The 22,269-nt window shown below is 68.5% G+C and carries 16 protein-coding genes; 7 read left to right on the top strand and 9 right to left on the bottom strand.

The window, feature by feature from the left end; translation table 11 throughout:
- Positions 1-52 precede the first annotated feature (52 nt).
- The 6 genes from ACZ7M3_RS45555 to ACZ7M3_RS45530 form a co-directional block, all read right to left on the bottom strand.
- Complete coding sequence (locus tag ACZ7M3_RS45555) at positions 53-232, bottom strand: hypothetical protein (RefSeq protein ID WP_075033566.1); 180 nt, start codon at positions 230-232, stop codon at positions 53-55.
- 150 nt (positions 233-382) lie between these two features.
- Positions 383-1,333, bottom strand: a complete 951-nt coding sequence (locus ACZ7M3_RS45550) for an alpha/beta fold hydrolase (protein WP_472071767.1) — start codon at positions 1,331-1,333, stop codon at positions 383-385.
- Entirely contained in the window at positions 1,330-1,806 is a 477-nt protein-coding gene (locus ACZ7M3_RS45545) for a phage holin family protein (protein ID WP_352051312.1), read from the bottom strand. Before ACZ7M3_RS45545 ends, ACZ7M3_RS45550 begins: the two co-directional genes overlap by 4 nt.
- 248 nt (positions 1,807-2,054) lie before the next feature.
- Positions 2,055-3,455, bottom strand: coding sequence for a Na+/H+ antiporter NhaA (gene nhaA, locus ACZ7M3_RS45540; protein ID WP_472071765.1), 1,401 nt, complete (start codon positions 3,453-3,455; stop codon positions 2,055-2,057).
- A gap of 1,042 nt (positions 3,456-4,497) precedes the next feature.
- Entirely contained in the window at positions 4,498-6,498 is a 2,001-nt protein-coding gene (gene acs, locus ACZ7M3_RS45535; RefSeq protein ID WP_472071763.1) for an acetate--CoA ligase, read from the bottom strand.
- 440 nt (positions 6,499-6,938) lie between these two features.
- On the bottom strand, positions 6,939-9,362 hold the full coding sequence (locus tag ACZ7M3_RS45530; protein WP_472071803.1) for a SulP family inorganic anion transporter: 2,424 nt from the start codon (positions 9,360-9,362) through the stop codon (positions 6,939-6,941).
- 334 nt (positions 9,363-9,696) lie between these two features.
- Here ACZ7M3_RS45530 and ACZ7M3_RS45525 point away from each other — a divergent pair, with 334 nt between their 5' ends.
- Positions 9,697-10,968, top strand: a complete 1,272-nt coding sequence (locus tag ACZ7M3_RS45525) for a polysaccharide deacetylase family protein (protein WP_452964860.1) — start codon at positions 9,697-9,699, stop codon at positions 10,966-10,968.
- Here ACZ7M3_RS45525 and ACZ7M3_RS45520 read toward each other — a convergent pair.
- A complete protein-coding gene (locus tag ACZ7M3_RS45520) occupies positions 10,958-11,938 on the bottom strand; it encodes an ATP-binding protein (RefSeq protein WP_472071761.1) in 981 nt (326 codons plus the stop codon). The genes ACZ7M3_RS45525 and ACZ7M3_RS45520 overlap by 11 nt on opposite strands.
- Before the next feature lie 101 nt (positions 11,939-12,039).
- Here ACZ7M3_RS45520 and ACZ7M3_RS45515 point away from each other — a divergent pair, with 101 nt between their 5' ends.
- Positions 12,040-12,864 carry a Fic family protein gene (locus ACZ7M3_RS45515; protein ID WP_472071759.1) on the top strand — a complete coding sequence of 275 codons (825 nt, stop codon included), beginning with the start codon at positions 12,040-12,042 and terminating at the stop codon, positions 12,862-12,864.
- Between the two features lie 359 nt (positions 12,865-13,223).
- Here ACZ7M3_RS45515 and ACZ7M3_RS45510 read toward each other — a convergent pair whose 3' ends face one another.
- On the bottom strand, positions 13,224-14,057 hold the full coding sequence (locus tag ACZ7M3_RS45510; RefSeq protein ID WP_351700102.1) for an HAD family hydrolase: 834 nt from the start codon (positions 14,055-14,057) through the stop codon (positions 13,224-13,226).
- 596 nt (positions 14,058-14,653) lie between these two features.
- On the opposite strand from ACZ7M3_RS45510, the gene ssd reads away from it, so the two are divergent.
- The 5 genes from ssd to ACZ7M3_RS45485 all read left to right on the top strand — a co-directional run bounded on the left by ssd (position 14,654) and on the right by ACZ7M3_RS45485 (position 21,293).
- Positions 14,654-15,403, top strand: a complete 750-nt coding sequence (ssd, locus tag ACZ7M3_RS45505) for a septum site-determining protein Ssd (RefSeq protein WP_472071757.1) — start codon at positions 14,654-14,656, stop codon at positions 15,401-15,403.
- 11 nt (positions 15,404-15,414) lie between these two features.
- Positions 15,415-16,881 (top strand): site-specific integrase, encoded by a 1,467-nt coding sequence (locus ACZ7M3_RS45500; RefSeq protein ID WP_472071755.1) that lies wholly within the window; start codon positions 15,415-15,417, stop codon positions 16,879-16,881.
- Positions 16,881-18,653 (top strand): hypothetical protein, encoded by a 1,773-nt coding sequence (locus ACZ7M3_RS45495; RefSeq protein WP_403458173.1) that lies wholly within the window; start codon positions 16,881-16,883, stop codon positions 18,651-18,653. Before ACZ7M3_RS45500 ends, ACZ7M3_RS45495 begins: the two co-directional genes overlap by 1 nt.
- 227 nt (positions 18,654-18,880) lie before the next feature.
- On the top strand, positions 18,881-20,824 hold the full coding sequence (locus ACZ7M3_RS45490; protein ID WP_472071753.1) for a site-specific integrase: 1,944 nt from the start codon (positions 18,881-18,883) through the stop codon (positions 20,822-20,824).
- A gap of 1 nt (position 20,825) precedes the next feature.
- Entirely contained in the window at positions 20,826-21,293 is a 468-nt protein-coding gene (locus tag ACZ7M3_RS45485; protein WP_355580344.1) for a hypothetical protein, read from the top strand.
- Between the two features lie 77 nt (positions 21,294-21,370).
- On the opposite strand, the gene ACZ7M3_RS45480 is transcribed toward ACZ7M3_RS45485, so the two are convergent.
- Positions 21,371-21,958, bottom strand: a complete 588-nt coding sequence (locus tag ACZ7M3_RS45480; RefSeq protein WP_472071751.1) for a hypothetical protein — start codon at positions 21,956-21,958, stop codon at positions 21,371-21,373.
- Positions 21,959-22,269 lie beyond the last annotated feature (311 nt).

Raw genomic sequence — 22,269 nt, 5'->3', positions numbered from 1 at the left:
AGTGACGGGCCGCTCTGAGAGCGAAGGGTGACAGGCGGCGGTCTGCGGGGCCTCAGCCTCGTGGGTGACGCAGCCGTACCGAAACCCAGCGGGCCCGGCGGCGCAAAATGCGCGGGATCCCCACTTGGGGGTCCGCGCCCGGCAACTGCGGGGTGCCCCTCTGATGGGAGCTCAGGCCCGTCGCCGAGCGGCGGTTGCGTGGTGCGTCACTGTAGTCGTGCGTCCAGCCCATACCTCGACGTCTGCCCCTGCCCCAAGGTCGATAACCTCGCCCGAGCCCCCCAATTGGCCTATGCGCGAGGCATTTGGCTGTTCGTAGGACAGGCGTTCGCGTCCGCATACCGGGCGGGCCACGGGCCGCAATCGGACAGTCACCGACGGGTCACCGGTCAGGCTCGGGATCCTTCAGCCAGCTGACCAATTCGGTTGAAAACGCCACCGGGTCCTCTTCGTGGGGGAAGTGTCCGAGACCGTCGAACAGCCGCCAACGGTAGGGCGCTTCGACGTACTCCCCGGAACCGGCCGCACTCCGCGTCCGCATCACCGGATCGAGCGATCCGTGCAGATGCAGCGTCGGCACCCGAACCGGCCGCTTCATGCGCCGGTTGAACTGGATCCCGTCCGGTCGTGCCATCGAACGGACCATCCATCGATAGGGCTCGATCGAACAATGTGCCGTCGACGGGATGCACATGGCGCGGCGGTACGTCTCCACGGCCTCGTCGTCCGGCTGTCGCGGCCCCGACCAGTCCCGCACCAGACGACCCACCAGGGCACCTTCGTCCGCGACGAGTTGGCGCTCCGGGATCCAGGGCCGCTGGAACCCCCAGATGTACGAACCCGCCGCCGACTGCTTGACGTCGGAGAGCATGGCCGAGCGCCAGCGCCGCGGGTGCGGCATGGACGACACGGCGAGCCGGCGTACGAGCTTGGGGCGCATCACGGCCGCCGTCCACGCCAGATAGCCGCCCAGGTCGTGTCCGACCAGCGCGGCGTCGGGCTCACCGAGGGACCGTACGACCCCGGTGATGTCGAGGGCGAGGTTGGCGGGGTCGTAACCGCGCGGCGTGCGGTCGCTGCCGCCGACGCCGCGCAGATCCATGGCCACGGCCCGGAAGCCCGCGTCCGCGAGCGTCACCATCTGCCGGCGCCAGGTCCACCAGAACTGCGGGAAGCCGTGCAGCAGCAGGACGAGCGGCCCGTCGCCCATCTCGGCGATGTGGAAGCGCGCGCCGTTGGCGGCGACGTCCCGGTGGGTCACTTCTCTCCCGCCGGGGACGTCGAGCCGCACGACTGAGGTGGGTTGCGCCGAGGGGGTGGCGGGGTCCGTCATGACGTCGAGCGTGCCACAACCTCGACCGCGTCACTCACAGGGGCGGTCCGGGGGTGGGGTTTGGCGTTCTGGAGCACACCCGCGGTCTCCTTGACCGAGGCGGCGACCTTCTGCGGGCCCTTGCCCTTTTTCGCCTTCTTCGCGAAGACCAGGCCGATCAGCGCGAGGGCGCCGGCGACCAGCACGTTCGCGGCGAACGACAGGACGAAGCAGATCGCGAGATTCCAGTGGCTCCAGGTTCGGATGCCGTAGGCCAGGGCGAAGTTCAGCATCGGGAGGGAGAAGATCAGCACCGCTCCGGCCGCGGAGAACGCGCCGCCGCTGACCGCGCCGCGCTTGACGTCCTGCTTGAGCTGCGCCTTCGCCAGCGCGATCTCGTCGTGCACCAGTGCGGACATCTCGGTCGTCGCCGAGGCGAACAACTGGCCGATGCTGCGTTCGGCGCCGACCGGGCTGCCGTCGGGTGCGCTCATCGCGGACTCCCTCTTCTGTATGTGCCTGCTCTGTACGGGCTGCTCTGTACGGTTCGGCTGCCAACGGTGCCGGCACGGCCCTGGCTGCTCCAGTGCCCGTACCGTCTACTGCCGACCGCCCGGCCCCTGACCGTCCGGTCCCGACCATCCGGTCCTGACCGCCCGGCCCCTGACCGTCCGGTCCCGACCATCCGGTCCTGACCGCCCGGCCCCGACCGTCCGGTCCTGACCGTCCGGTTCTGCTCAGATCATGCCGGACCGCCGTTCTCCGCGCTTGCCCCGCCCGCCACTTCGGCAAGCCTTCGGTGCTCGGCGGCCTTCCGTTCGTGGATCTCGGCCATCCGCAGGTGGTACGCCGGGTTGTTCTGCTCGTAGATGTCGGGGATGCCGTCGCTGTCCTCGTCGAGCTCCTCGGCCTCGTACAGCGCACGGTACTTGGCGTTGCGTACCTTCAGCAGCGTCGTGGCGAGTACGGCGGCTATGAGCGAGCCGATCAGTACGGCGGCCTTGACCTCGTCGGTGAGTACCAGGTCGTCCTTGAAGGCGAGTTCACCGATGAGGAGGGAGACGGTGAAGCCGATTCCGGCGAGGGAGGCGACGGCGAAGACATCGGGCCAGGCGAGGTCGTCACTGAGCGAGGCCCTGGTGAAGCGGGCAGCCAGCCAGGTTCCCCCGAAAATGCCCACGGCCTTCCCGACGACGAGCCCCAGCACGACGCCGAGTGTCTCGGGCCGCGTGAACACGTCACCGATCGCCCCGCCGGAGACGACGACCCCGGCGCTGAAGAGCGCGAACAGCGGCACGGCGAGCCCGGCGGAAAGGGGCCGTACAAGATGCTCGATGTGCTCCCCGGGTGAGTGCTCCTCGCCCTCGTGCGGGTGACAGCGCAGCATCAGCCCCATCGCGACGCCGGAGATGGTCGCATGGACGCCGCTGTTGTACATCAGCCCCCAGATGACGAGCGCGAGCGGCACATACACGTACCACCCGCGTACGCCCTTGCGCAGCAGTACCCAGAACACGCCGAGCCCGACGACGGCCCCGCCCAGCGCGCCGAAGTCGATGTGGTCGGTGAAGAAGATCGCGATGATGAGAATTGCGAACAGGTCGTCGACGACGGCGAGGGTGAGCAGGAAGGCGCGCAGGGCGGACGGCAGTGAGGTGCCGATCACGGCGAGTACGGCGAGGGCGAACGCGATGTCGGTGGCGGTGGGTACGGCCCACCCGCTGAGGGATCCGCCCTCGATCGCATTGGTGAGGATGTAGACCAGCGCGGGCACGGCCATTCCGCACACGGCCGCGACGACGGGCAGTATCGCGGCCTTCGGATCGCGCAGATCCCCGGCCACCAGCTCGCGCTTGAGTTCGATACCGGCGACGAAGAAGAACACGGCCAGCAGTCCGTCCGCCGCCCAGTGCTGAACGGACAGGTTCAGCCCGAGCGCGGAGGGCCCGAGATGGAAATGGCTGACGCTCGCGTAACTCTCCCGCAGCGGCGTGTTGGCCCACACCAGCGCGGCAACCGCCGCGACGAGCAACAGCACCCCACCGACGGTCTCGGTCCGCAACGCCTCCGCGACGAAGTTCCGCTCGGGCAGGGACAGGCGTCCGAGGAGCTTGCGGTTGTTGGCGCTGGGCGTCGTCGCCACGGCGGGACCTCCGGGTCGTTACGGCTGTTTGCTGACGGCCGCCACACGGGATCGCCGACGACACCGTCGACCAGACTTCCCGACGCACCCTTGGGCCACTACTTTACCTTGCCATTACAGCGAGATATTTCGCGTTACGGACATATGGTGCGCAAGGGAGGTGGGTGGCCGCGTGGACGCGCGGGGGTGCGCCTCGGCACCAACGAGGGCTGGACACGATGGCTCGCGGCCGTGCCACACAGGCCTGCGAGAGCCCGACCGGGACACGGCGTACGAGAAGCGACCCCACGGCCGGGTAGTGGACGGGCCCCGACGAGCGCGGAGACCGGAGCGGCGGCAGGCCGACTCGACGGAGACCTCACGAGCCTCCAGGCCCAGCACGAGCCCCAGGCCTCAGCGCGGGGTGGTCATGGGGTGCGGTCCCCGCGGGGGTACCGGGGCGGAGCCCCGCAGGGGTGCGGGCGGGCGCAGGGCGGGCCCCAGCGATGCCGGGGCGCAGGGTCCCAACGATGAGACACCGACGGGGCCCAGCGATAGGGGCACGGCGGCGTCGGGGTGCGAGGGCGGGCGAGGCCCCGCGTGAGGTGCGGGCGCGGGGCTCCGCCGATGGCGGCACCGCGGCGTTGGGGGGTGCGAGTCGAAGCCTCGGGCGGGGTGCAGGGGCGGAGCCCTGCCTGGCGTGTGCATGGAGGTCCAGCAACGCTAGTGGCGCTGGTGGGGGGAGCGTCACGCTGCCGGGGATGCGGCGGCGCAGGCCTGCAGGGTGCAGGTGTGCGGCCCCGCGTCGGGTGTGGGCGCGGGTCCAGCGATGTTGGGGTGCTGTGGAGCGGAGCGTCGCGGTACCGGGGATGAAGGGGCGGAACCCTGCCCGGCGTGCGCGCGGAGTCCAGCGCCGCTGGGCAGGGCGCGGAGCGTCGCGGTGTACGGGGATGTGGGGCGGAGCCCCGCAGGGTTTGGGGTTTGGGGCGGAGCCCCGCAAGGTGGGGGTGTGGGGGCACGTCGGGCCCCCACACCCAAAAGGGGCGGGCGGGTGGGGGAACCCTCAGTCCTCGCTCGGCGCCGCCGGCAGCTTCGCCTGGATGAGATCCATCACCGTGGAGTCCGTCAACGTCGTGACATCCCCCAGCTCCCGGTTCTCCGCCACGTCACGCAACAACCGCCGCATGATCTTCCCGGACCGAGTCTTGGGAAGCTCGGCCACCGGCAACACCCGCTTCGGCTTGGCGATCGGCCCCAGCGTCGCCCCCACGTGATTCCGCAGATCCGCCACCAGCCCGGCATCCTCCGCGGAAGCGGTCCCCCGCAGAATAACGAACGCGACAATCGCCTGCCCCGTCGTCTCGTCCGCCGCACCGACCACCGCCGCCTCGGCGACCGAAGGATGCGAGACGAGCGCCGACTCGACCTCGGTCGTCGAGATGTTGTGCCCGGACACGAGCATCACGTCGTCGACCCGCCCGAGGAGCCAGATGTCCCCGTCGTCGTCCTTCTTCGCCCCGTCCCCGGCGAAGTACTTCCCCTCGAACCGCGACCAGTACGTGTCGAGGAACCGCTGGTCGTCGCGCCAGATCGTGCGCAGCATCGACGGCCACGGCTCGGTGAGCACCAGGTACCCGCCACCCCCGTTGGGAACCTCCCGCGCCTCGTCGTCGACCACGGTCGCCGAGATCCCCGGCAACGGCCGCTGCGCCGACCCCGGCTTGGTCTCGGTGACCCCCGGCAGCGGTGAGATCATCATCGCGCCGGTCTCGGTCTGCCACCACGTGTCCACGATGGGCGTCCGGTCGCCGCCGATGTGCTTGCGGTACCAGATCCACGCCTCGGGGTTGATCGGCTCACCCACGGACCCCAGCACCCGCAGGCTGCTGAGATCGAACTTCGCGGGGATGTCGTCGCCCCACTTCATGAACGTACGGATAGCGGTGGGCGCCGTGTAGAGAATCGTCACCCCGTACTTCTGCACGATCTCCCAGAACCGCCCCTGGTGCGGCGTGTCCGGTGTCCCCTCGTACATCACCTGCGTCGCACCGTTCGAAAGCGGCCCGTACGTGATGTACGAGTGCCCGGTGACCCAGCCGATGTCGGCCGTGCACCAGTACACGTCGGTCTCCGGCTTGAGGTCGAAGACGGCGTGGTGGGTGTACGAGGCCTGCGTGAGGTACCCGCCCGAGGTGTGCAGGATGCCCTTCGGCTTCCCCGTGGTACCGGAGGTGTACAGGATGAACAGCGGCTGCTCGGCGTCGAAGGCCTCCGGCGTGTGCTCGGCGGACTGCCGCTCGACGATCTCGTGCCACCACACGTCGCGGCCCTCGGTCCAGTCGACCTCCTGGCCGGTACGGCGGACCACCAGCACCTTGTCGACCCCGTCGACCCGGCTCACCGCGTCGTCGACCGCCGGCTTGAGCGCGGACGGCTTGCCGCGCCGGTAACCGCCGTCGGAGGTGATGACCAGCTTGGCGTCCGCGTCCTGGATGCGCGTGGCGATCGCGTCCGCGGAGAATCCGCCGAAGACGACCGAATGCGCCGCGCCGATCCGTGCACAAGCCAGCATCGCGACGACGGCCTCGGGGATCATCGGCAGATAGACGGCGACCCGGTCGCCCTTTCCGACGCCCAGCTCGATCAGTGCGTTGGCGGCCTTGCTCACCTCGTCCTTGAGCTCGGCGTAGGTGATCGCCCGGCTGTCACCGGGCTCGCCCTCGAAATGGATGGCGACACGGTCGCCGTGCCCCGCCTCCACATGCCGGTCGACGCAGTTGTACGCGACGTTCAGCTTCCCGTCGGCGAACCACTTCGCGAACGGCGGGTTCGACCAGTCCAGCGTTTCGGTCGGCTCGGTGGCCCAGGTCAGCCGGCGGGCCTGCTCGGCCCAGAAGCCGAGCCTGTCAGCCTTGGCCTGCTCATACGCCTCCGCGGTGACATTGGCGTTCGCCGCCAGGTCGGCGGGCGGCGCGAACCTGCGCTCTTCCTTCAGCAGGTTGGCCAGGCTTTCGTTGCTCACGACATCTCCCTTTCCCAGGGTGTCCGTTGTGTCCCAGGCCACAGCTCATCAGACCGGGGGCCTCGATGACAAGGGCCGATCTCAAATTGGTTTAGACCTATCGAGGAGCTGAGGTCCCTTCAGAACTGCGCACCAGGCACGCACGGGGTACGCACTCCGAGCCACGTACGGACAGGCGCGCGGGTTCACCCGCCAACCTTTCCCGCGACCGCCCCCCACGTGGATGCCATGACACACGCGACGCCCGGGCGTGTCGCACCCTCGCCACGCCCGCCCTTCACGCCCGCCCCCATGCCCGGCCCCTCACACCTGGCCTGCACCCCCGACCCCCGCACCCGCCCGGCCCCCGCACCCGGATCCCGCCCCCGCCCCCGGCAAAGGTGCCCTGCGCCCATACACCCGCAGCATCCCCACGCACGGCGTGGCGCGCACCCCCGCCGAGCGGGGTCGCGCACCACGCCGAGGTCACACGGGTGGCGAGGTCAGGCGGGGTGCCGCAGATCCTCCGTCGCCCCCACATGATCGAACAGCTCACCGTCGTCGCGTTCGACCAGCAGATACGCCTGCGCCTCCCCAACGTGGAAGTACATCCCGTGCAGCTCGAGCGCACCCTCCCGCAGGGCCCGCGCCACGGACTCGTGCGCCCGCAGATGCTCCAACTGCTGCACCACGTTGGTCAGACACAGCTGCTCCACCGCGTCGGCCGGCGCTCGCCCGGCGAGCCGGGCCCAGGGACGGTTCTTGGCGGCCATCCGCTCCAGACTGGGCACCCCGTGCCGCAGCCACCGCTTGAGCGGGGTCTGCGCCGCGCCGGGCTCCGCGTTCAACAGGGCCTGCATGGCCCCGCATCCGGAGTGTCCGCACACCGTGATGGATCGCACATGCAGTACGTCCACCGCGTACTCGATCGCCGCGGCCACCGAGTCGTCCCCGCTCTCCTCCCCGGGCCTCGGCACGAGGTTGCCCACGTTGCGTACGACGAACAGGTCGCCCGGTCCGCTGGAGGTGATCATCGAAGTGACGAGTCGCGAGTCGGCACAGGTCAGGAACAGCTGCGACGGCCGCTGCCCTTCCCGCGCCAGCCGTGCCAGCTCACCCCGCACCAGGGGTGCGGTGTTGCGCTGGAACGCGCTGATTCCACGCGCCAGTTGATGCCCGCTCTGCCCGCTGCGGCCATCGGGCCCGGCGGCACCGGATGCACCGTCCGCGCCGTCCGGCGCCTCCGACTCGTCTGTCGGGCCCGCCCCACCCGACCGGTCGTCGGCGGACGCGGGCTGCGGACCGGCGGAGGGTTCGCAGTGGTGGTTGCGCCATGGTGTCCAGGGGCGGCAGCGGCAGTGGGAGGGGCCCTCGGGCTCGGCGATCCGGGTGCCGGTCCGCCCGGTCAACTCGACCGTGCCACCTCGCGCGACATGCGCGCTCTGCCAGTCCTGCAGGGACTCGTATGCCGCGTGGTCCATGAACGATCCGTCCAACTCCAGGTCCACATGTGCCCCTTGAGGTACCAGGTGCAGGGTGCGGCTGAGCCGAGGCACCGCGAGGAACGTCAACTGCCCTCGTACTCGTACGTAATGGACTCCTCCTCTCTCGTCATGCGTGATGCGCGTGCGGGCGAGGCGGTGCAGGGCGACGGCGACGGCCATGGAGACTCCCAGCACCACGCCCTCGAGAACACCGAGGCACACGACGCCGAGCGTGGTGACGACGTACACCAGCACTTCGCGGTGGCGGGTGACCGTGCGGATGTGGTGCAGGGACACCATCTGGATGCCGACGGCCATCACCAGGGCGGCGAGCGATGCGAGGGGGATCAGCTCCAGGATCGGGACCATCAGCAGCGCGGCAACTACTACGAAAACGCCGTGCAGCATCGCGGAGTTCCGGCTCACGGCACCGGCTTGCACATTCGCCGAACTGCGCACGGCGACCCCGGCGATGGGCAGCCCGCCGAGCGCGCCGGAGACGACATTGGCGGCGCCCTGACCGAGCAACTCCCGGTTCAGGTCGGAGCGGCCCACCCGAGTTTGCTGCGCGGGCCGCCTCGCCACCAGCTTGTCCACGGCCACGGCGCCGAGCAGCGACTGCACACTGCACACCAGCGTGACGGTGAGGACGGCGGCGGCGATCCCGAGCACCGGCCCCTCGGGCAGCCCGGCCAGCGCGTGGCTGCTCCAGGACGGCAGGTCGACCTTGGGCAGGACCAGCCCGGTGAGTGAGGCGGTCAGGGTGGCCCCTGCGACGGCGACGAGCGCGGCCGGCACGGTGCGCAGGGCGTGCCCGACCCGTCCGGGAATCCGTGGCCAGGCGAAGAGGAGCGTCAGTGTCAGCACGCTCATCGAGACCGCCGCGGGGTGAACATGCGCCAACTGGGCGGGTAGCGCGCGCAGGTTGTCGAGCACGGAGCTCTGCGGGGTGCCGCCCAGCACGATGTGCAGCTGGGCGACGGCGATGGTCACACCGATGCCGGCGAGCATGCCGTGCACGATCGCGGGGCTGACGGCGAGCGCCGTGCGGGCCACGCGCAGGCATCCCAGGCCCAGCTGGGCGACTCCGGCGAGGACGGTGATGGCGCAGGTCGCACGCCATCCGTAGCGGTGGATGAGCTCGGCGGTGACGACCGTGAGCCCGGCGGCGGGCCCGCTCACCTGGAGTGGTGAGCCGCCGAGCCGGGCGGCGACGATTCCGCCCACGGCGGCGGCGACGAGGCCCGACTGGAGCGGCGCGCCGGTGGCGAGCGCGATGCCGAGGGACAGGGGTAGGGCGATCAGGAAGACCGCGATCGAGGCTGACAGATCGGCGCCCGCGATACGGAATCGGCGGGGCGGGGTCGGTGGGGGGCTGTGGGGTTGGTGGATGCGCCTGGGCCGAGTCGAGTCGGCGGCGCGAGTGGGGACGCAGGCAGGCATTCCCGTCTCCTCCGGGGCAGCGCGGTCGCGGAATTGGTGGTCCCCGTCCAGGGAGGACGGGGGCAGATCGCGGCCGTGGGTCACGGCGTGCAGCGGCGGGACTTTCAACATTCGGTAAATGGATCGTAATCCAGAGTAAAGCCCACATGTGGACTTTAGTGGCAAATGGGGCAGTAATTCACTCCCGTGGGTGAAGCGGGCTTTTTATCGGCTTGTCGTATTTATTCGATCTCGGCCTCGTGCGACCTTGACGGCGCTGTCGGCATTTCGCCGCATAGCACCCTAGAACGCCCAAAGCGGCGTTGCTCTGACAGAAGGAAGAAGGTGGGCGGAGATGGCCGCCACCCAGAGGATCGCCGCGGGCGTAGCAGTCGCCGCGGCCTGCGCCACGGCGCTCGCCGGCTGCGCCACCGGCACCACCGGCTCCAAGGAAGGCACGCACGGCGCGAACGAGGCGGAGGGGGCCCCGGCGCCCCAGAGCGCGGTCCGCCTGATCGGCGACGGTTCCACCGCGTACACCGGAGCGCAGCCGCATCTGCCCAAGCCCGAGCGGCTGAAGCCCGGCCAGAAGCCCCCGCAGTTCGTGGTCTTCTCGTGGGACGGCGCCGGCGAGGACAGTCAGAAGCTCTTTTCGCACTTCCGCGAGGTCGCCAAGGCCAACGGGGCGACGATGACCTACTTCCTGAGCGGCGTGTACCTGCTGCCGGAGGACAAACGCGTGCTGTACAAGCCGCCGGAGCACTCGCCGGGCAGCTCGGAGATCGGCTTCAACGACGAGAAGGGCATCAAGGACACCGTCGAGCAGCTACGCGGTGCGTGGCTGGAGGGCAACGAGATCGGCACGCACTTCAATGGCCACTTCTGTGGACCGGACGGGGGTGTCGGCGAGTGGTCGGTCGCGGAGTGGAAGAGTGAGATCGCCCAGGCGAAGGCGTTCGTGAAGTCCTGGAAGACCAACGCGGCCATGAAGAGCGCGGCTCCGCTGCCCTTCGACTACGACAAGGAGCTCATCGGCGCCCGCACGCCCTGTCTGGAGGGCCAGAAGAACTTCATGAAGGCGGCCCGGCAGCTGGGCTTCCGCTATGACACCAGCGGCGTCAACAACCAGGTCTGGCCCAAGAAGAAGAACGGCCTGTGGGACCTGTCGATGCAGCTGGTCCCCTTCCCCGGGCACACCTTCGAGCAGCTCACCATGGACTACAACTTCATGGTCAACCAGTCGGGCACGCAGACCCAGGGCGACCCCGACAAGCGGGAGTACTGGGGCAACCAGATGCGTGACGGCCTGCTCAAGGGCTTCGACCGCGCCTACGACGGCAACCGCGCGCCGCTGATCATCGGCAACCACTTCGAGTCCTGGAACGGCGGCACCTACATGCGTGCCATCGACCAGGTCGTGGAGAACGTCTGCAACAAGCCCGACGTCCGCTGTGTCTCCTTCCGGCAACTGGCCGACTGGCTCGACGCCCAGGACCCGGCCACGCTGGACAGGCTGCGCGGCCTCAACGTCGGAGAGGTCCCGAAGCAGGGCTGGGCGTCCTTCCTGTCGGGCCGCCCCGCCCCGGCCCCGAAGGGCATCCCCGGGGCGCCGGCCCTCAAGCCGTAGCCACCAGTCCCTCTCCCAGCACGAAACCGGGGTCGACCTGCGCCGCCAGGTCGGCCCCGGTCCTCTCGTTGCCCCAGCTGCCCGCGTTCTTCAGGTGGAAGTGCACCATCTGGCGCGTGTAGCGCTCCCAGTCCCGCAGGTCGTACGTGGCGTCGGCGGCGGTGTGCAAGGTGCGCAGGGAGCGGCGGTTGGCGTCCTCCAGGAGCTCGAACCGGGGCGGGCGGCCCTTCTCCATGGCGCGCACCCAGTCCGAGTGCCCGACTGTGACCAGGAGGTCATCACCGACCTCGGCGCGGAGGAAGTCGATGTCGTCCTGGCCCTGCACCTTGTTGCCGACGACTTTCAGGATGACTCCGAAGTCGCGGGCGTACTCCTTGTACTGCCGATAGACGGAGACTCCCTTCCGGGTCGGCTCGGCGATGAGGAACGTGATGTCGAAGCGGGTGAACATGCCGGACGCGAAGGAGTCGGAGCCCGCCGTCATGTCGACGACGACGTACTCGCTCTGGCCGTCAACGAGATGGTTCAGGCAGAGCTCCACTGCACCGGTCTTGGAGTGGTAGCAGGCCACTCCCAAATCGGCCTCGCTGAACGGGCCGGTGACCATCAAACGGACGGCGCCGCCGTCGAGTTCCACCGGCCGCGCACAGGCGTCGTACACCGGGTTGTTCTCACGCACCCGCAGCAGTCGGGACCCCTCACCGGGCGGGGTCGTCTTGATCATCGTCTCGGCGGACGTGATCCGCGGATTGGAGCCGCGCAGGTAGTCCTTGATCAGCTTGAGCCGCGGGCCCATGGCGGGCAGCCCGGCGGCCACCGCCTCGTCGAGGCCGAGGGCGGCCCCCAGATGTTGGTTGATGTCGGCGTCCACCGCGACGACCGGCGATCCCGAGGCCGCGAGGTGGCGGATGAAGAGGGAGGACAGGGTCGTCTTGCCGCTGCCGCCCTTCCCCACGAAAGCAATTTTCATGTTCACCAAGGGTAGTGGGATGATTGCGCACAGTGTCCTGGTGACGTGAAGAAGACCACTCCTTCGTGGGGTGGGCCGCCGGGGTGCGTAGGGTCGTACTCATGAGTACGACAGGCGCGACCGCCGATCCGCTCGCGGCCCTGGGCTCGCTGCCCGGCGTGGCCGAATCCGTCGAGTCCGTCCGCAAGGCGGTGGACCGGGTCTACGGACACCGGATCATGCGACGCCGCAGCAACGAGATCACTTCCGAGGCCGCACTGCGGGGCGCCCGTGGTTCCGCGGCGCTGTCCGGCGCCGACTGGGCCCTCGAAGAGGTACGCCGCCGCACCGACTTCAGCGGTGACGACGAGGCCCACACGGTCGGCGCGGCCCTGCGGTTGACCGCAGAGGCGGGCCAACTCCTGTCCATCTGGCGACAGTCGCCCCTCCGGGTGCTGGCCCGGCTGCACCTGGTCGCGGCCGCGAGCCAGGAGGACACCGTCGGCAGGCCCCGCCAGGACGGCGAACCGGTCGACGAGCCGCTCGTCGAGCTGCCCCTGCCGGACGCGACCGAGGTGGCGGGCCGACTCGAAGGGCTCTCGCAGCTGATCATCGCGGGCGGTTCGGCGCCGGCCCTGGTGACGGCTGCCGTCGTGCACGGCGAACTGCTCGCCCTGCGCCCCTTCGGTACCCACAACGGCCTGGTCGCGCGCGCGGCCGAGCGCATCGTCCTGGTCGGCAGCGGCCTCGACCCCAAATCTGTCTGCCCGGCGGAGGTCGGTCACGCCGAGCCGGGCCGCGCGGCCTACCTGGCGGCACTGGAAGGCTATGTCTCCGGCACCCCGGAGGGCATGGCGACCTGGATCGCCCACTGCGGCAGGGCGATTGAACTGGGAGCCAGGGAGTCGACAGCCGTCTGCGAGGCGCTTCAGCGCGGCGCGGCGTAAGTCTCCGGACAGGGTTGCGGCGGTACGAGTTTTCGTACCGCCGCTGGCATGCTCACCGGGTTACCAAGCGTCCTCGATATGTTGCCCATCAGGTCGGGAACTCCTGCCCGTCACCTGGTGCGGCTGGCCCGTAATCGACGGGTCGACGTCGCGTGGGTGCTCGATGTCCATGCGCGGTCCGTGGGGCCTTGGTTGCGTTTGAAGGTGATCCTTTCGGATGTCCTTGGTCTCGCGGGCCGTTAAACCCTTTCTACTCCTGGTCCAGAGGAAGCGGAACCCCTGACTGCACTTCTTTACTTTTAGGTTCAAATGGGAGTGAATCGGGACGTAGACGTGCTGCACGCACACGCGTGACGCGCTCACACCACCGTCGTGCGCCGTTTGCTCGCGTACCAGACGAGTCCCGCCGTTGCCGCCGCCGCTCCTATCGCGGCCACCGCGACGAGCGCCGGACGCGGCGGCACCGACAGCGCGGGCAGCCGCTGCTTGAGCCGGACCGGCCGGTGGAAGTCCAGAATCGGCCACGAGCGGGCCAGCGCCTCGCGTCGCAGCGCACGGTCCGGATTCACCGCATGGGGATGGCCGACGGCCTCCAGCATCGGAACGTCGGTCGCGGAGTCGCTGTAGGCGTAGCAGCGCGCGAGGTCGTACCCCTCGGACGCGGCCAGCTCCTTGACCGCCTCGGCCTTCGTCGGACCGTACGCGTAGTACTCCACTTCTCCGGTGAAGCAACCGTCCTCGCCGACGACCATGCGCGTGGCCACCACGCGGTCCGCGCCGAGCAGCTCTCCGATCGGCTCGACCACCTCCGCCCCGGACGTGGAGACGATCACGACGTCGCGCCCGGCGGTGTGGTGCTCCTCGATGAGGGAGGCGGCCTCGTCGTAAATGATCGGGTCGATCAGGTCGTGCAGTGTCTCGGCGACGATCTCCTTGACCTGCTGGACGTTCCAGCCCCGGCACAGCGCGGACAGGTATGCGCGCATCCGCTCCATCTGGTCGTGGTCCGCGCCGCCCGCCATGAACACGAACTGGGCATATGCGGTACGCAACACGGCCCTTCGGTTGATCAGCCCGCCTTGGTAGAACGACTTGCTGAACGTGAGTGTGCTCGACTTCGCAATGACCGTCTTGTCCAGGTCAAAGAAGGCTGCCGTGCGAGGCAAGGAGTGGTTTTCCACGGGCCCGAGCATATGCGCCCACCATTCGGGCTAGTGTGGGGCGCGTGGGTTTGCCTGAGAGGGCTCTCGGGTACACCATGGAAGTCACGGATCGTTCGCGACCGTGCTAACCCGGTCCGACTCCTCCCCCCCCGAGTCGGCCGTGGGGACGACCCCCGCTCTCCCCCCCGGCGGGGGTCGTCGCATGTCCGGGTGGGTTTTTCCCCTCTTTCGCGCGGCCCCAGGATCCCGTTGTCACCGCTGTGGCCGCTCCTCTGGCGCGCCCATGATTCGTCACTCTGCGTATCCGTGAGGCTGCTCTGTGGAAGTCACAGGCGACTCACCGGTATGGGTGAAGGCGATATTCACAACCACTGAGTTGTCCACAGTTATCGACCAAGATCCACACGATTTTCTGGATCGCTGCACCGTGATTCCAGCGCGTCCCGCTTGCGGCGAGTTCCTCGCGGCAAGTTCATGGCGGGTTCCGTTTGTCGGACGCGTTTGGCCGGTTCGTATCGGCCGTTCATATGGAGGCCGCTCGCCGGTTCTTCACACGAGCGGGAATCGCGGGTCCGACGAGGACCTTGCGAGTCCCGCGCAAGGAGCAGCGAAGGGGGCTGGAGATCGTGGCGGGAGCCATCACACACGACCTGCCACCCGCCGCCGACGGGCGGCAGGGCGGACCATTGATTGTCACGGAGGACGCCGAACTCCTCGACGACCTGCTGCGCCTGTGCGCCGCGGCGGGCGCGAGGCCGGAGGTCCACCACGGGGTGCCTGAGGGCCGCGGCAGCTGGGAGGCGGCACCGCTGGTCCTGGTCGGCGACGACGCGGCGTGGCGCCTACGCGGAGCAGCGCGCCGACGCGGAGTCGTGCTGGTCGGCCGGGACCAGGACGACTCCGGCGTCTGGAAACGGGCTGTCGAGATCGGAGCCGACCATGTCCTGATGCTTCCGGACGGCGAGCAGTGGCTCGTCGACCGCATCGCCGACGTGGCCGAGGGAGTCGGCCGACCCGCGCTCACCGTCGGCGTGATCGGCGGCCGCGGCGGGGCCGGAGCCTCCACGCTTGCCTGCGCGCTCGCCGTCACCTCTGCGCGCGAGGGACGCCGCACCCTGCTCGTGGACGCGGATCCCCTGGGTGGCGGACTCGACGTACTCCTGGGCGGTGAGGCCGCCGAAGGCCTGCGCTGGCCGGCGTTCGCCGCCTCCCGCGGCAGGGTCGGCGGCGGCGCCCTGGAGGAGTCCCTTCCCGAACTGCACGCGCTGCGCGTCCTCAGTTGGGTTGTTTCTGCTTACTTGCAGCGTCGCTTTGAGGCCGAAGCCCGTGGTCAGCGGCTGTTTGTGGGCGTACAGCAGGGGTGTCCCACCGGGTAGCGTCCACCGGCATGAAACAAGCGTTCTACTCGTCTTCCGGTTGGGAAACCTGGGGGATCGAGTTCAAGCCGGTCATCCCGGAGGGCATGTCGTTGATCTTCGACGAGGACCTGCTTTTCGAGGACGACCGCGGACTGCGGCCCTCTGTGGTCGTGAACCGCTGGGCCTGTGAGTTGCCGACCAACAAGTGCCCGTCGGACAACTCGTGGCCTTCGTATGTCCGTGCCGTACGGGAATGGATGGAGTTCGGCGACGAGTACGGGGTGGGCCTGCTCGATGGCAGGGATCGGCTCAAGGCCCTGCTGGGCGCCTACTCGGTCCACCGCGCCCGAGGCCCCCTTGAGGCCCGGTTCAAGGCGTCGACGTGGAACCAGCACATGGCCATGCTCGGCAAGTTCTATTCCTGGGCGATCGACAACGGCTACACCACCGCCTTGCCGTTCACCTACGACTACGCCACTGGCCTGTTCGAGGGCCAGATGAGCGAGGTGAAGGTCAACCAGGCCCGTCGCCGTCAGGCGAAGGGGCACGTGACGATCAAGTACCTCGAAGACGACTTCGCCGACCTGTTCCTCAAGGGTCTGGCGCGGTTGGAGCCGGACGGTTCGGAGGAACGCGGCTACCGGGGCCGGGAGATGGCCCGCAATTCGGCCGTGGGCCGGTTCGTGTTCGCCTCCGGGCCGCGCAAGCAGGAGTTCACCTACCTGCTGGCCTGCGAAGTCCCGGCATTGCCGAAGAGGCGAACCGAGGTCCCGACGCTTGTCCCGCTGCCGTGGGGTATCACCAAGGGCGGAAAGTTCCGCAACACGTGGGCGGACTACGACGCGCTGGTCGAGCTCCACAACTATCTGGCGTTCGAGCGGGCGACCGCGGTGGCGGGCTCGGCATGGATGCCGCCGGCACGCTGGGGAGAGCCGCTGATCGTGACCGAGGCCGATGCCCGGGGCGGCCGGGTCAACGGCACCCGGATGCAGTGGGAGGACCTGGGGCCGGGCGAGCGCCGCCGATTGGTCGCGCCCGGCGGCGGATCGATGCTCTTGTCGGTCTGCGGGCCGGGTCGGCCGTTCACCGCGTGGAACACGGTCTTCGAGCGGGCCTCGAACCGGATTCGTGAACGTTACGAGCCGCGGTTTCCCCACGTTCACCCGCACCGAGGGCGTCACACCTTCGCGATGCAGACGATGACGAAGCTCGCGTCGGGCTATTACGCGTGCTTGGCCCAGAAGGTCCAGCCCGGTGACACCGACGCCGCTCTGGCGCTTTACCTCACCAGCCATGAACCGCTGCTGATCCTGCGCGATTTGCTGGGTCACTCCAGTGCCCTGACCACGGAAAAGTATCTAAACCGCCTCGACACGACACGGATCTTCGCCGACCTGCATGCGGCAGGAGACCGGTCCACGGCCCGGTCGCGGGCTGCTGAGCGCGAGGCGGCGGCGGAGTTCGGCGAAGACGACGACGATGGAGACGGTGTCTGATGCCCGCCACCGTGATCGAAGAGCCGCCGGGCATCACTGCGATCTTCAGCGACGGGACCGACTGCACGCTCTGGGCGAACAGTCTGGCTCACGGTGAGAAGGTTTCCACCAAGAATCCGGTGCTGGCCCGTGAACTACTGCACGGCCTGGCTGACCTCGTGCATCCGCACGGCAGAGTCGACCAGGAGAGCACGTTGGCCGGATACATGGGAGGTATCAGGGCTCTCACGAACGGCCTGGTCGAGCTGGGATTCACCGGCGGTGCGGCCGAGTTGACCCGTGGTCGGCTGGCTGCCCATTGGATGAGCGGGAAGTACCGCCCGGTGGACGAAGGGCGTGCGCGGGCGATGCTGCGACGCCTGGACGATCTCCGCGGGCTGCTGCGTCCTGATGTTCGTGAGCTGGTCGTCGGACGGCGGTTCGTCTCGAACCGTCGCCGCGACCGGAACTTCTTGCAGCCCTACAGCGAGACCGAGTGGTCGCGCCTGACCGAGGTCTGCCGAAATGCGGTCAAGGAGTCGTACGCGGCTCACCGGCTCGCGGTGAAGACGGCAGAGTCGGGCCAGGATCCACGCGAGGGCGGGTGGACGGACGCGAACCTGCTCTGGATCTATGCCCAGTTGGGTCCCGTCGAGGCGGCCCCGTTCGCCACCTGGGCCTCGGACTACCCCTCGGGGTTGCCCCGGGTGAGGTTCCCGTGGCGTCCCAGATGGGAGTCCGCCAAGTTGTTCCCCACGGTCAACACCATGCTCGGCTACCGGCTGCTGTTCGGGGTCTACACCGGCATCGTGCCCGACGGTCTGGATGACCTTGGACTGGGCGACGTCGACTGGGCCGGGGACAAAACCATCCTGCTGGACTACGTCAAGGGCCGCACGGCCGAGGAGAGCCGGACGCTGACACCGCGGGCGACTCGACTGCTACAGCAGTGGACCGACCACTCCGCGCTGGCCCGCCAGTTCGCTCCGCCGGACCTGCGGGACGCGCTCTGGGTGCGCTACGACTCGCATGGCCGAGGCCCATGGGTCGCACGGCCGGCCACGGGCAACACGATCCGGCAGTGGGTCGCGGCCAGAGGGCTGGTGGGTGACGATGGTGAGCCACTGGCCTTGAACATGCACCGGATCCGCACCACCTACGACTCCATGCGGGACCGCCGAGTGTGGGCGGGCAGCCGGCGCGCGACCCTGGATCCCAACCGAAGTCCCCAGGTCGAGGGCGACCACTACCTTGGGGCCGGGACCCCGAAGCAACGTGCACTTGTGGACGAGATCATCGCCGAGGCCCAGAACGACATGCTGCGAAGGGCCGAACCACCGGTGGTCCTGGCGGGCGAGGACGTCGTCGAGCTTGTCCGCGACTACCCCCAGAAGGTCGCCTCGCTGGGACTGAACGACGAGGCTCTGGCCGCGCTGGTCGGCGGCGCCCGAGATGTGTTCACCGCCGCCTGCGGAGACCAGCTGTCGGGCCTGCACGGACCGAAGGGGAAGCCATGCCCGGCCCGGCCATGGGTGTGCTTGTTGTGTCCGCTGGCTCTGTTCACCCCTCGACACCTACCCAACTTGATGCGCCTGCGAGCGTTCTTCGCCCGCCAGTGGGACCAGATGACCCAGGCCGAGTTCATGGGCGTCTTCGGCCGCTACGACCAGCGCCTGGCCGAGATTCTGACGCCGGATGCCCACTTCACCTCGAAGGCCCTGCTCGCCGCAGCCGCGCAGGTCACCGATGACGACACCGAGCTGCCGCTGCGGCCGGAAGAAGGAACACGATGACGACTGTGACTGCGGCAGCATCCCCGGATCCCGGATGGCGAGGCAGTCCGTTCACCGGACTCGACGTCTGCGAGGCTGCCGGGCTGCGGGTGAGCCCCGGCGGGACACGACCCCGAGTCGGAGAACCGATCTGGTCCTTCGCCGATGTCGAGGGTCTCCCCGTCAGCCTGCGGCCGAGCGAACGCACGCTGGACTTCTCCAGGATCCGGAATCCGCGCTGGCGAGTCGTGGCCGAGGAGTTCATCCTCGCGCGCCTGGCTCCGGGGCACGAAGCCGTACGCGAACTGCCGCAAGCCTTCCGCTATCCCATCGCGATCAAGACCTGTCTGACTCGACTCAAGAACCTCACCCAGTGGTTCAACTGGCTTACGGAGTACGGAGTTACGTCGCTGAGCGAAGTCACACAGCAGCACTGTCACGCCCACTACCTGCACCGCAGTGATCTGCGGGACCGAAATGGCAAGGTCCTTCGGCCTGCTGCCCCAGCAACGCGGCTGGCCGCAGTGCAGGCCATGCAGGAGCCCGCCTTCTACAGCGAGTTGTTCAGCGCCGACCGGTTGACCGACGGGTTCGTTCCGTGGCCGGGCCGCAACCCCTTCGAAGTGGCCGGCTGCAAGACCCGCGGGGCGAACGTGACCCAGCCGCTGCGGCATGAGGCCCTGCAGCCGTGGCTGGCCGCCGCCCTCTACATCATCGAAAACCTCGGCCCGCACGTCTTGGACATGGCTCGCACGGCCCGGCGGGAGGAGGAACCCGCTCGCTGGACCAGCAGCGATACATGGCAGCCCCGTCTCAGTACGGCGATCCGTGCCCACATCACGGAGGGCGTTCCGCTGGAGGCACTCGAATACACCGAGATGGCCAGGCGCTTGCGCGACGGATGGTCCGAAGACGACCCGCTGCTTTCAGTGAGCATGAACGCCCTGGCCCGGAAGGCAGGCAAGGAGACGTTTCCCCACCGCTGGATTCCCGCCCTGCGTCCGTTGATGGAGCAAGCAGTGGCCGCCGTCGGCGTGAGAGCCCGATGGGGGCGGGATGCGCCAGTGGTGCCGCGCGCAGACGGTGGTGGCGAGGTGCCGTGGACCGAAGGGTTGGAGGACAACCAGGAGGTGAACTACCTGGTGGAGCGGGTGCGGACGGCCTGCATCGTCGTGGCCGCTCTGTTGACAGGTATGCGGGCGAGCGAGTTGATGGAGATGCCGGTCGACGCCTGCGTGCCGGCGCAGGACCTGGGATCCGGCCGGATGCGCTACCGGCTGCGGACCAAACTGATCAAGGGGCAAGAGCTCGGCGGAGTCTGGGACGAGTGGGTCACCGTCCTCCAGGCCCACAGCGCAGTCCAACTGGCAGTCGGGCTGAAAGATCCTCAGGACACGTCCCCATATGCGTTCGGCCGATTCACCTTCATCGGTCGGTGCGCGAGCCTGCGAGCTTGGGTCAACGGCCCCGAGGGGCAAAGGCTGGGATTGGCACCGATTCCGGACGACCCGATCAACCTGCAGATCACCCGTCGCACCCTGGCGATGGAACTCGCACACCGTCCCGGCGGGCTGCTGGCCGCGAAGATCCACCTCAAGCACGTGACCGTGGTGACCACCGAGGGCTACGCGGCACGACCCGGCGGTACACAGGCCGAGTTCCTGGCCGACGTCGCCGCGGAAGAGCAGGTCCGCAACCAGAACCTGACGCTGGCGGCCTTCCGCGACTCTCAGAAGGGGATCATGCCGACCGGCTTCGGGGCACGGGACCTGATCGAATTCTTCGCTTCCGTCGACGAGGAGCTGCAGAGAATGGAGGCATCCGGGCCGGGGATCAAGCCCGGGGATCAGGAAGTCATCAACCTGCTTTCCAAGCGGGCGAAGACACTGCACCTGGGCATCGCCAACTACTGCTGGTTCATCGATCCGTCCAAGGCCCTGTGCTTGATCCTCGCGGGGACGCCGGGGGCGGACAAGCCGCTGGCGGGCATGTGTGACTCCGTGCGCTGCCCGCAGGCCACCCATCATCTGAGCCACCGCCCGGTCTGGGCCGACAGCGCGGAGAACAAGAGGGTCTTCATCGGCAGCATCGGACGCGGCCAGCCGACGGAGAAGGCCCGCCTGCAAGCCGACTTGGACCGCGACCTGCGAGTTCTGTCCGAGATCGACGCCGCGAGCGGAAAGGTGGCGTGACATGGGGCGCATCAGCGAAGAGACCCGGAGCCGGAAAGAAGAAGCGATCCGGACCGCGATGGACCGGTTGCTGCGAGGCGAACTGCCGCCCGGCGGCAAGTGCGATCTCAGCACCCTGGCGGCCGAGGCGGGAGTGACCCGCACGGCGTTCTACCCGAAGAAGAACCGCGATGGCACTGCCCGCCCCGGCCCCTACCAACACCTGGCCGAAGAGTTCGAACGGCGCCTCAAATTGCTCCAGGACGCCGGGACCGTCGTCGACCCCAGAGCCGCGCAGATCCAACGACTCAAGGACAAAAACACCAAACTCGAAGAACGCCTGGAGGACCAGAACACCGAGATCGCTGAACTCAAGGAGTTCCAACAGTTGGCACTGTCCCGAATCGCCGCTCAATATCTTGAGATCGAGCGCCTGCGCGCCGAGAAGGCATCCGGCAACAAGGTCGCCGTTCTACCTCTGAGAGGCTAGGGGCGAGCAACTACCCTCCGGTGCGGCGGGTTTGGTCGCCATCGTAGGTATCACCGGGCTGCATTGAATTACGCCATTTAATCCGAAATTTCCCGGTGATGCCAGGGGCCCGTGATCACGCCCTGAATGGCCTCGTCCAGTTCGGTGCGTAGGGGCTTCACCTCTGTTTGCCACGCCTCGATGCGCTCCTCCAGGGAGGGCAAGCGATGAAAACTCACCTCCATCAGGAGCCCTCTGCACCGGCCGAAGATGGTCCCCGCAATGGCGGCTACCTCTCGAGGCCCCACTTCATCGACCTCATGAATGCCGTCATGCATCTCGTCGAAGGCCCGACGCACCTCATCGGAGTCAAAGTTGGCGGAGAAGAGGGCGCGGCGAAACCGAGACAACGTACTCTGGAAGAGACTGTACGCAGCGCGTCGCGCCTCCACTTCCCACCGCATGCGCTCGGCCTCGACGTTGTCGCGTGCGGCTTCCAAGGCGTTGCGATGGTTCGCTTCCGCCAACTCCAGGGCACTCCGACGACTCGCCTCCGCGGCCTCTAAAGCAGTGCGATGGGCCACTTCTGCCTGCTTCAGGGTGGTGCGCATCTGCCAGCGAGCTATCAGCACACTCGCCGGGATGCCGACGAGGGCAAGGAGGGCCGCGATACCCGAGAGGTTCATGCAGGCCATGGTGGCTGCTTACCCAATACCCGCACCCCCCGGTGCCCAATACGCCCTGAAAAGTACGTCTTCGCGCCTTCGTGAAAAGGGCGGCCTCCGGTCGCCACCGCCGCTTGCCGCATTCCGGCTGACCGCCCGCTCCGGGGTCGCTCCTCCGCCGCCAGCTCTTGGGCCATTGCCCTCCGGGCCCTGCCAGGACGTGCGCGACGTGGGCGGGGGGATTTCGTTGCTTGGGCGTGGTGGAGTTCCGGCGCGAGGTCGGGTTCTCCAAGGCCTCTCGGTCGTGGGCGGTGAGGGGATTGCTGCTCAGT

This window comes from Streptomyces sp. NPDC111656 (assembly GCF_055656965.1).
Note: the sequence above shows the minus strand (reverse complement) of the source record. Positions and strands in the feature narration are given on the sequence as shown.

Bases quoted from the DNA above. Each gene is read 5' to 3' on its own strand.
- ACZ7M3_RS45530 (WP_472071803.1), bottom strand. From the start codon at position 9,362: ATGCCTGCCTGCGTCCCCACTCGCGCCGCCGACTCGACTCGGCCCAGG.
- ACZ7M3_RS45550 (WP_472071767.1), bottom strand. From the start codon at position 1,333: ATGACGGACCCCGCCACCCCCTCGGCGCAACCCACCTCAGTCGTGCGG.
- ACZ7M3_RS45545 (WP_352051312.1), bottom strand. From the start codon at position 1,806: ATGAGCGCACCCGACGGCAGCCCGGTCGGCGCCGAACGCAGCATCGGC.
- ACZ7M3_RS45515 (WP_472071759.1), top strand. From the start codon at position 12,040: ATGAGTACGACAGGCGCGACCGCCGATCCGCTCGCGGCCCTGGGCTCG.
- ACZ7M3_RS45555 (WP_075033566.1), bottom strand. From the start codon at position 232: ATGGGCTGGACGCACGACTACAGTGACGCACCACGCAACCGCCGCTCG.
- ACZ7M3_RS45520 (WP_472071761.1), bottom strand. From the start codon at position 11,938: ATGAAAATTGCTTTCGTGGGGAAGGGCGGCAGCGGCAAGACGACCCTG.
- ACZ7M3_RS45525 (WP_452964860.1), top strand. From the start codon at position 9,697: ATGGCCGCCACCCAGAGGATCGCCGCGGGCGTAGCAGTCGCCGCGGCC.
- ACZ7M3_RS45480 (WP_472071751.1), bottom strand. From the start codon at position 21,958: ATGAACCTCTCGGGTATCGCGGCCCTCCTTGCCCTCGTCGGCATCCCG.
- ACZ7M3_RS45500 (WP_472071755.1), top strand. From the start codon at position 15,415: ATGAAACAAGCGTTCTACTCGTCTTCCGGTTGGGAAACCTGGGGGATC.
- ACZ7M3_RS45495 (WP_403458173.1), top strand. From the start codon at position 16,881: ATGCCCGCCACCGTGATCGAAGAGCCGCCGGGCATCACTGCGATCTTC.
- ACZ7M3_RS45510 (WP_351700102.1), bottom strand. From the start codon at position 14,057: ATGCTCGGGCCCGTGGAAAACCACTCCTTGCCTCGCACGGCAGCCTTC.
- ACZ7M3_RS45485 (WP_355580344.1), top strand. From the start codon at position 20,826: ATGGGGCGCATCAGCGAAGAGACCCGGAGCCGGAAAGAAGAAGCGATC.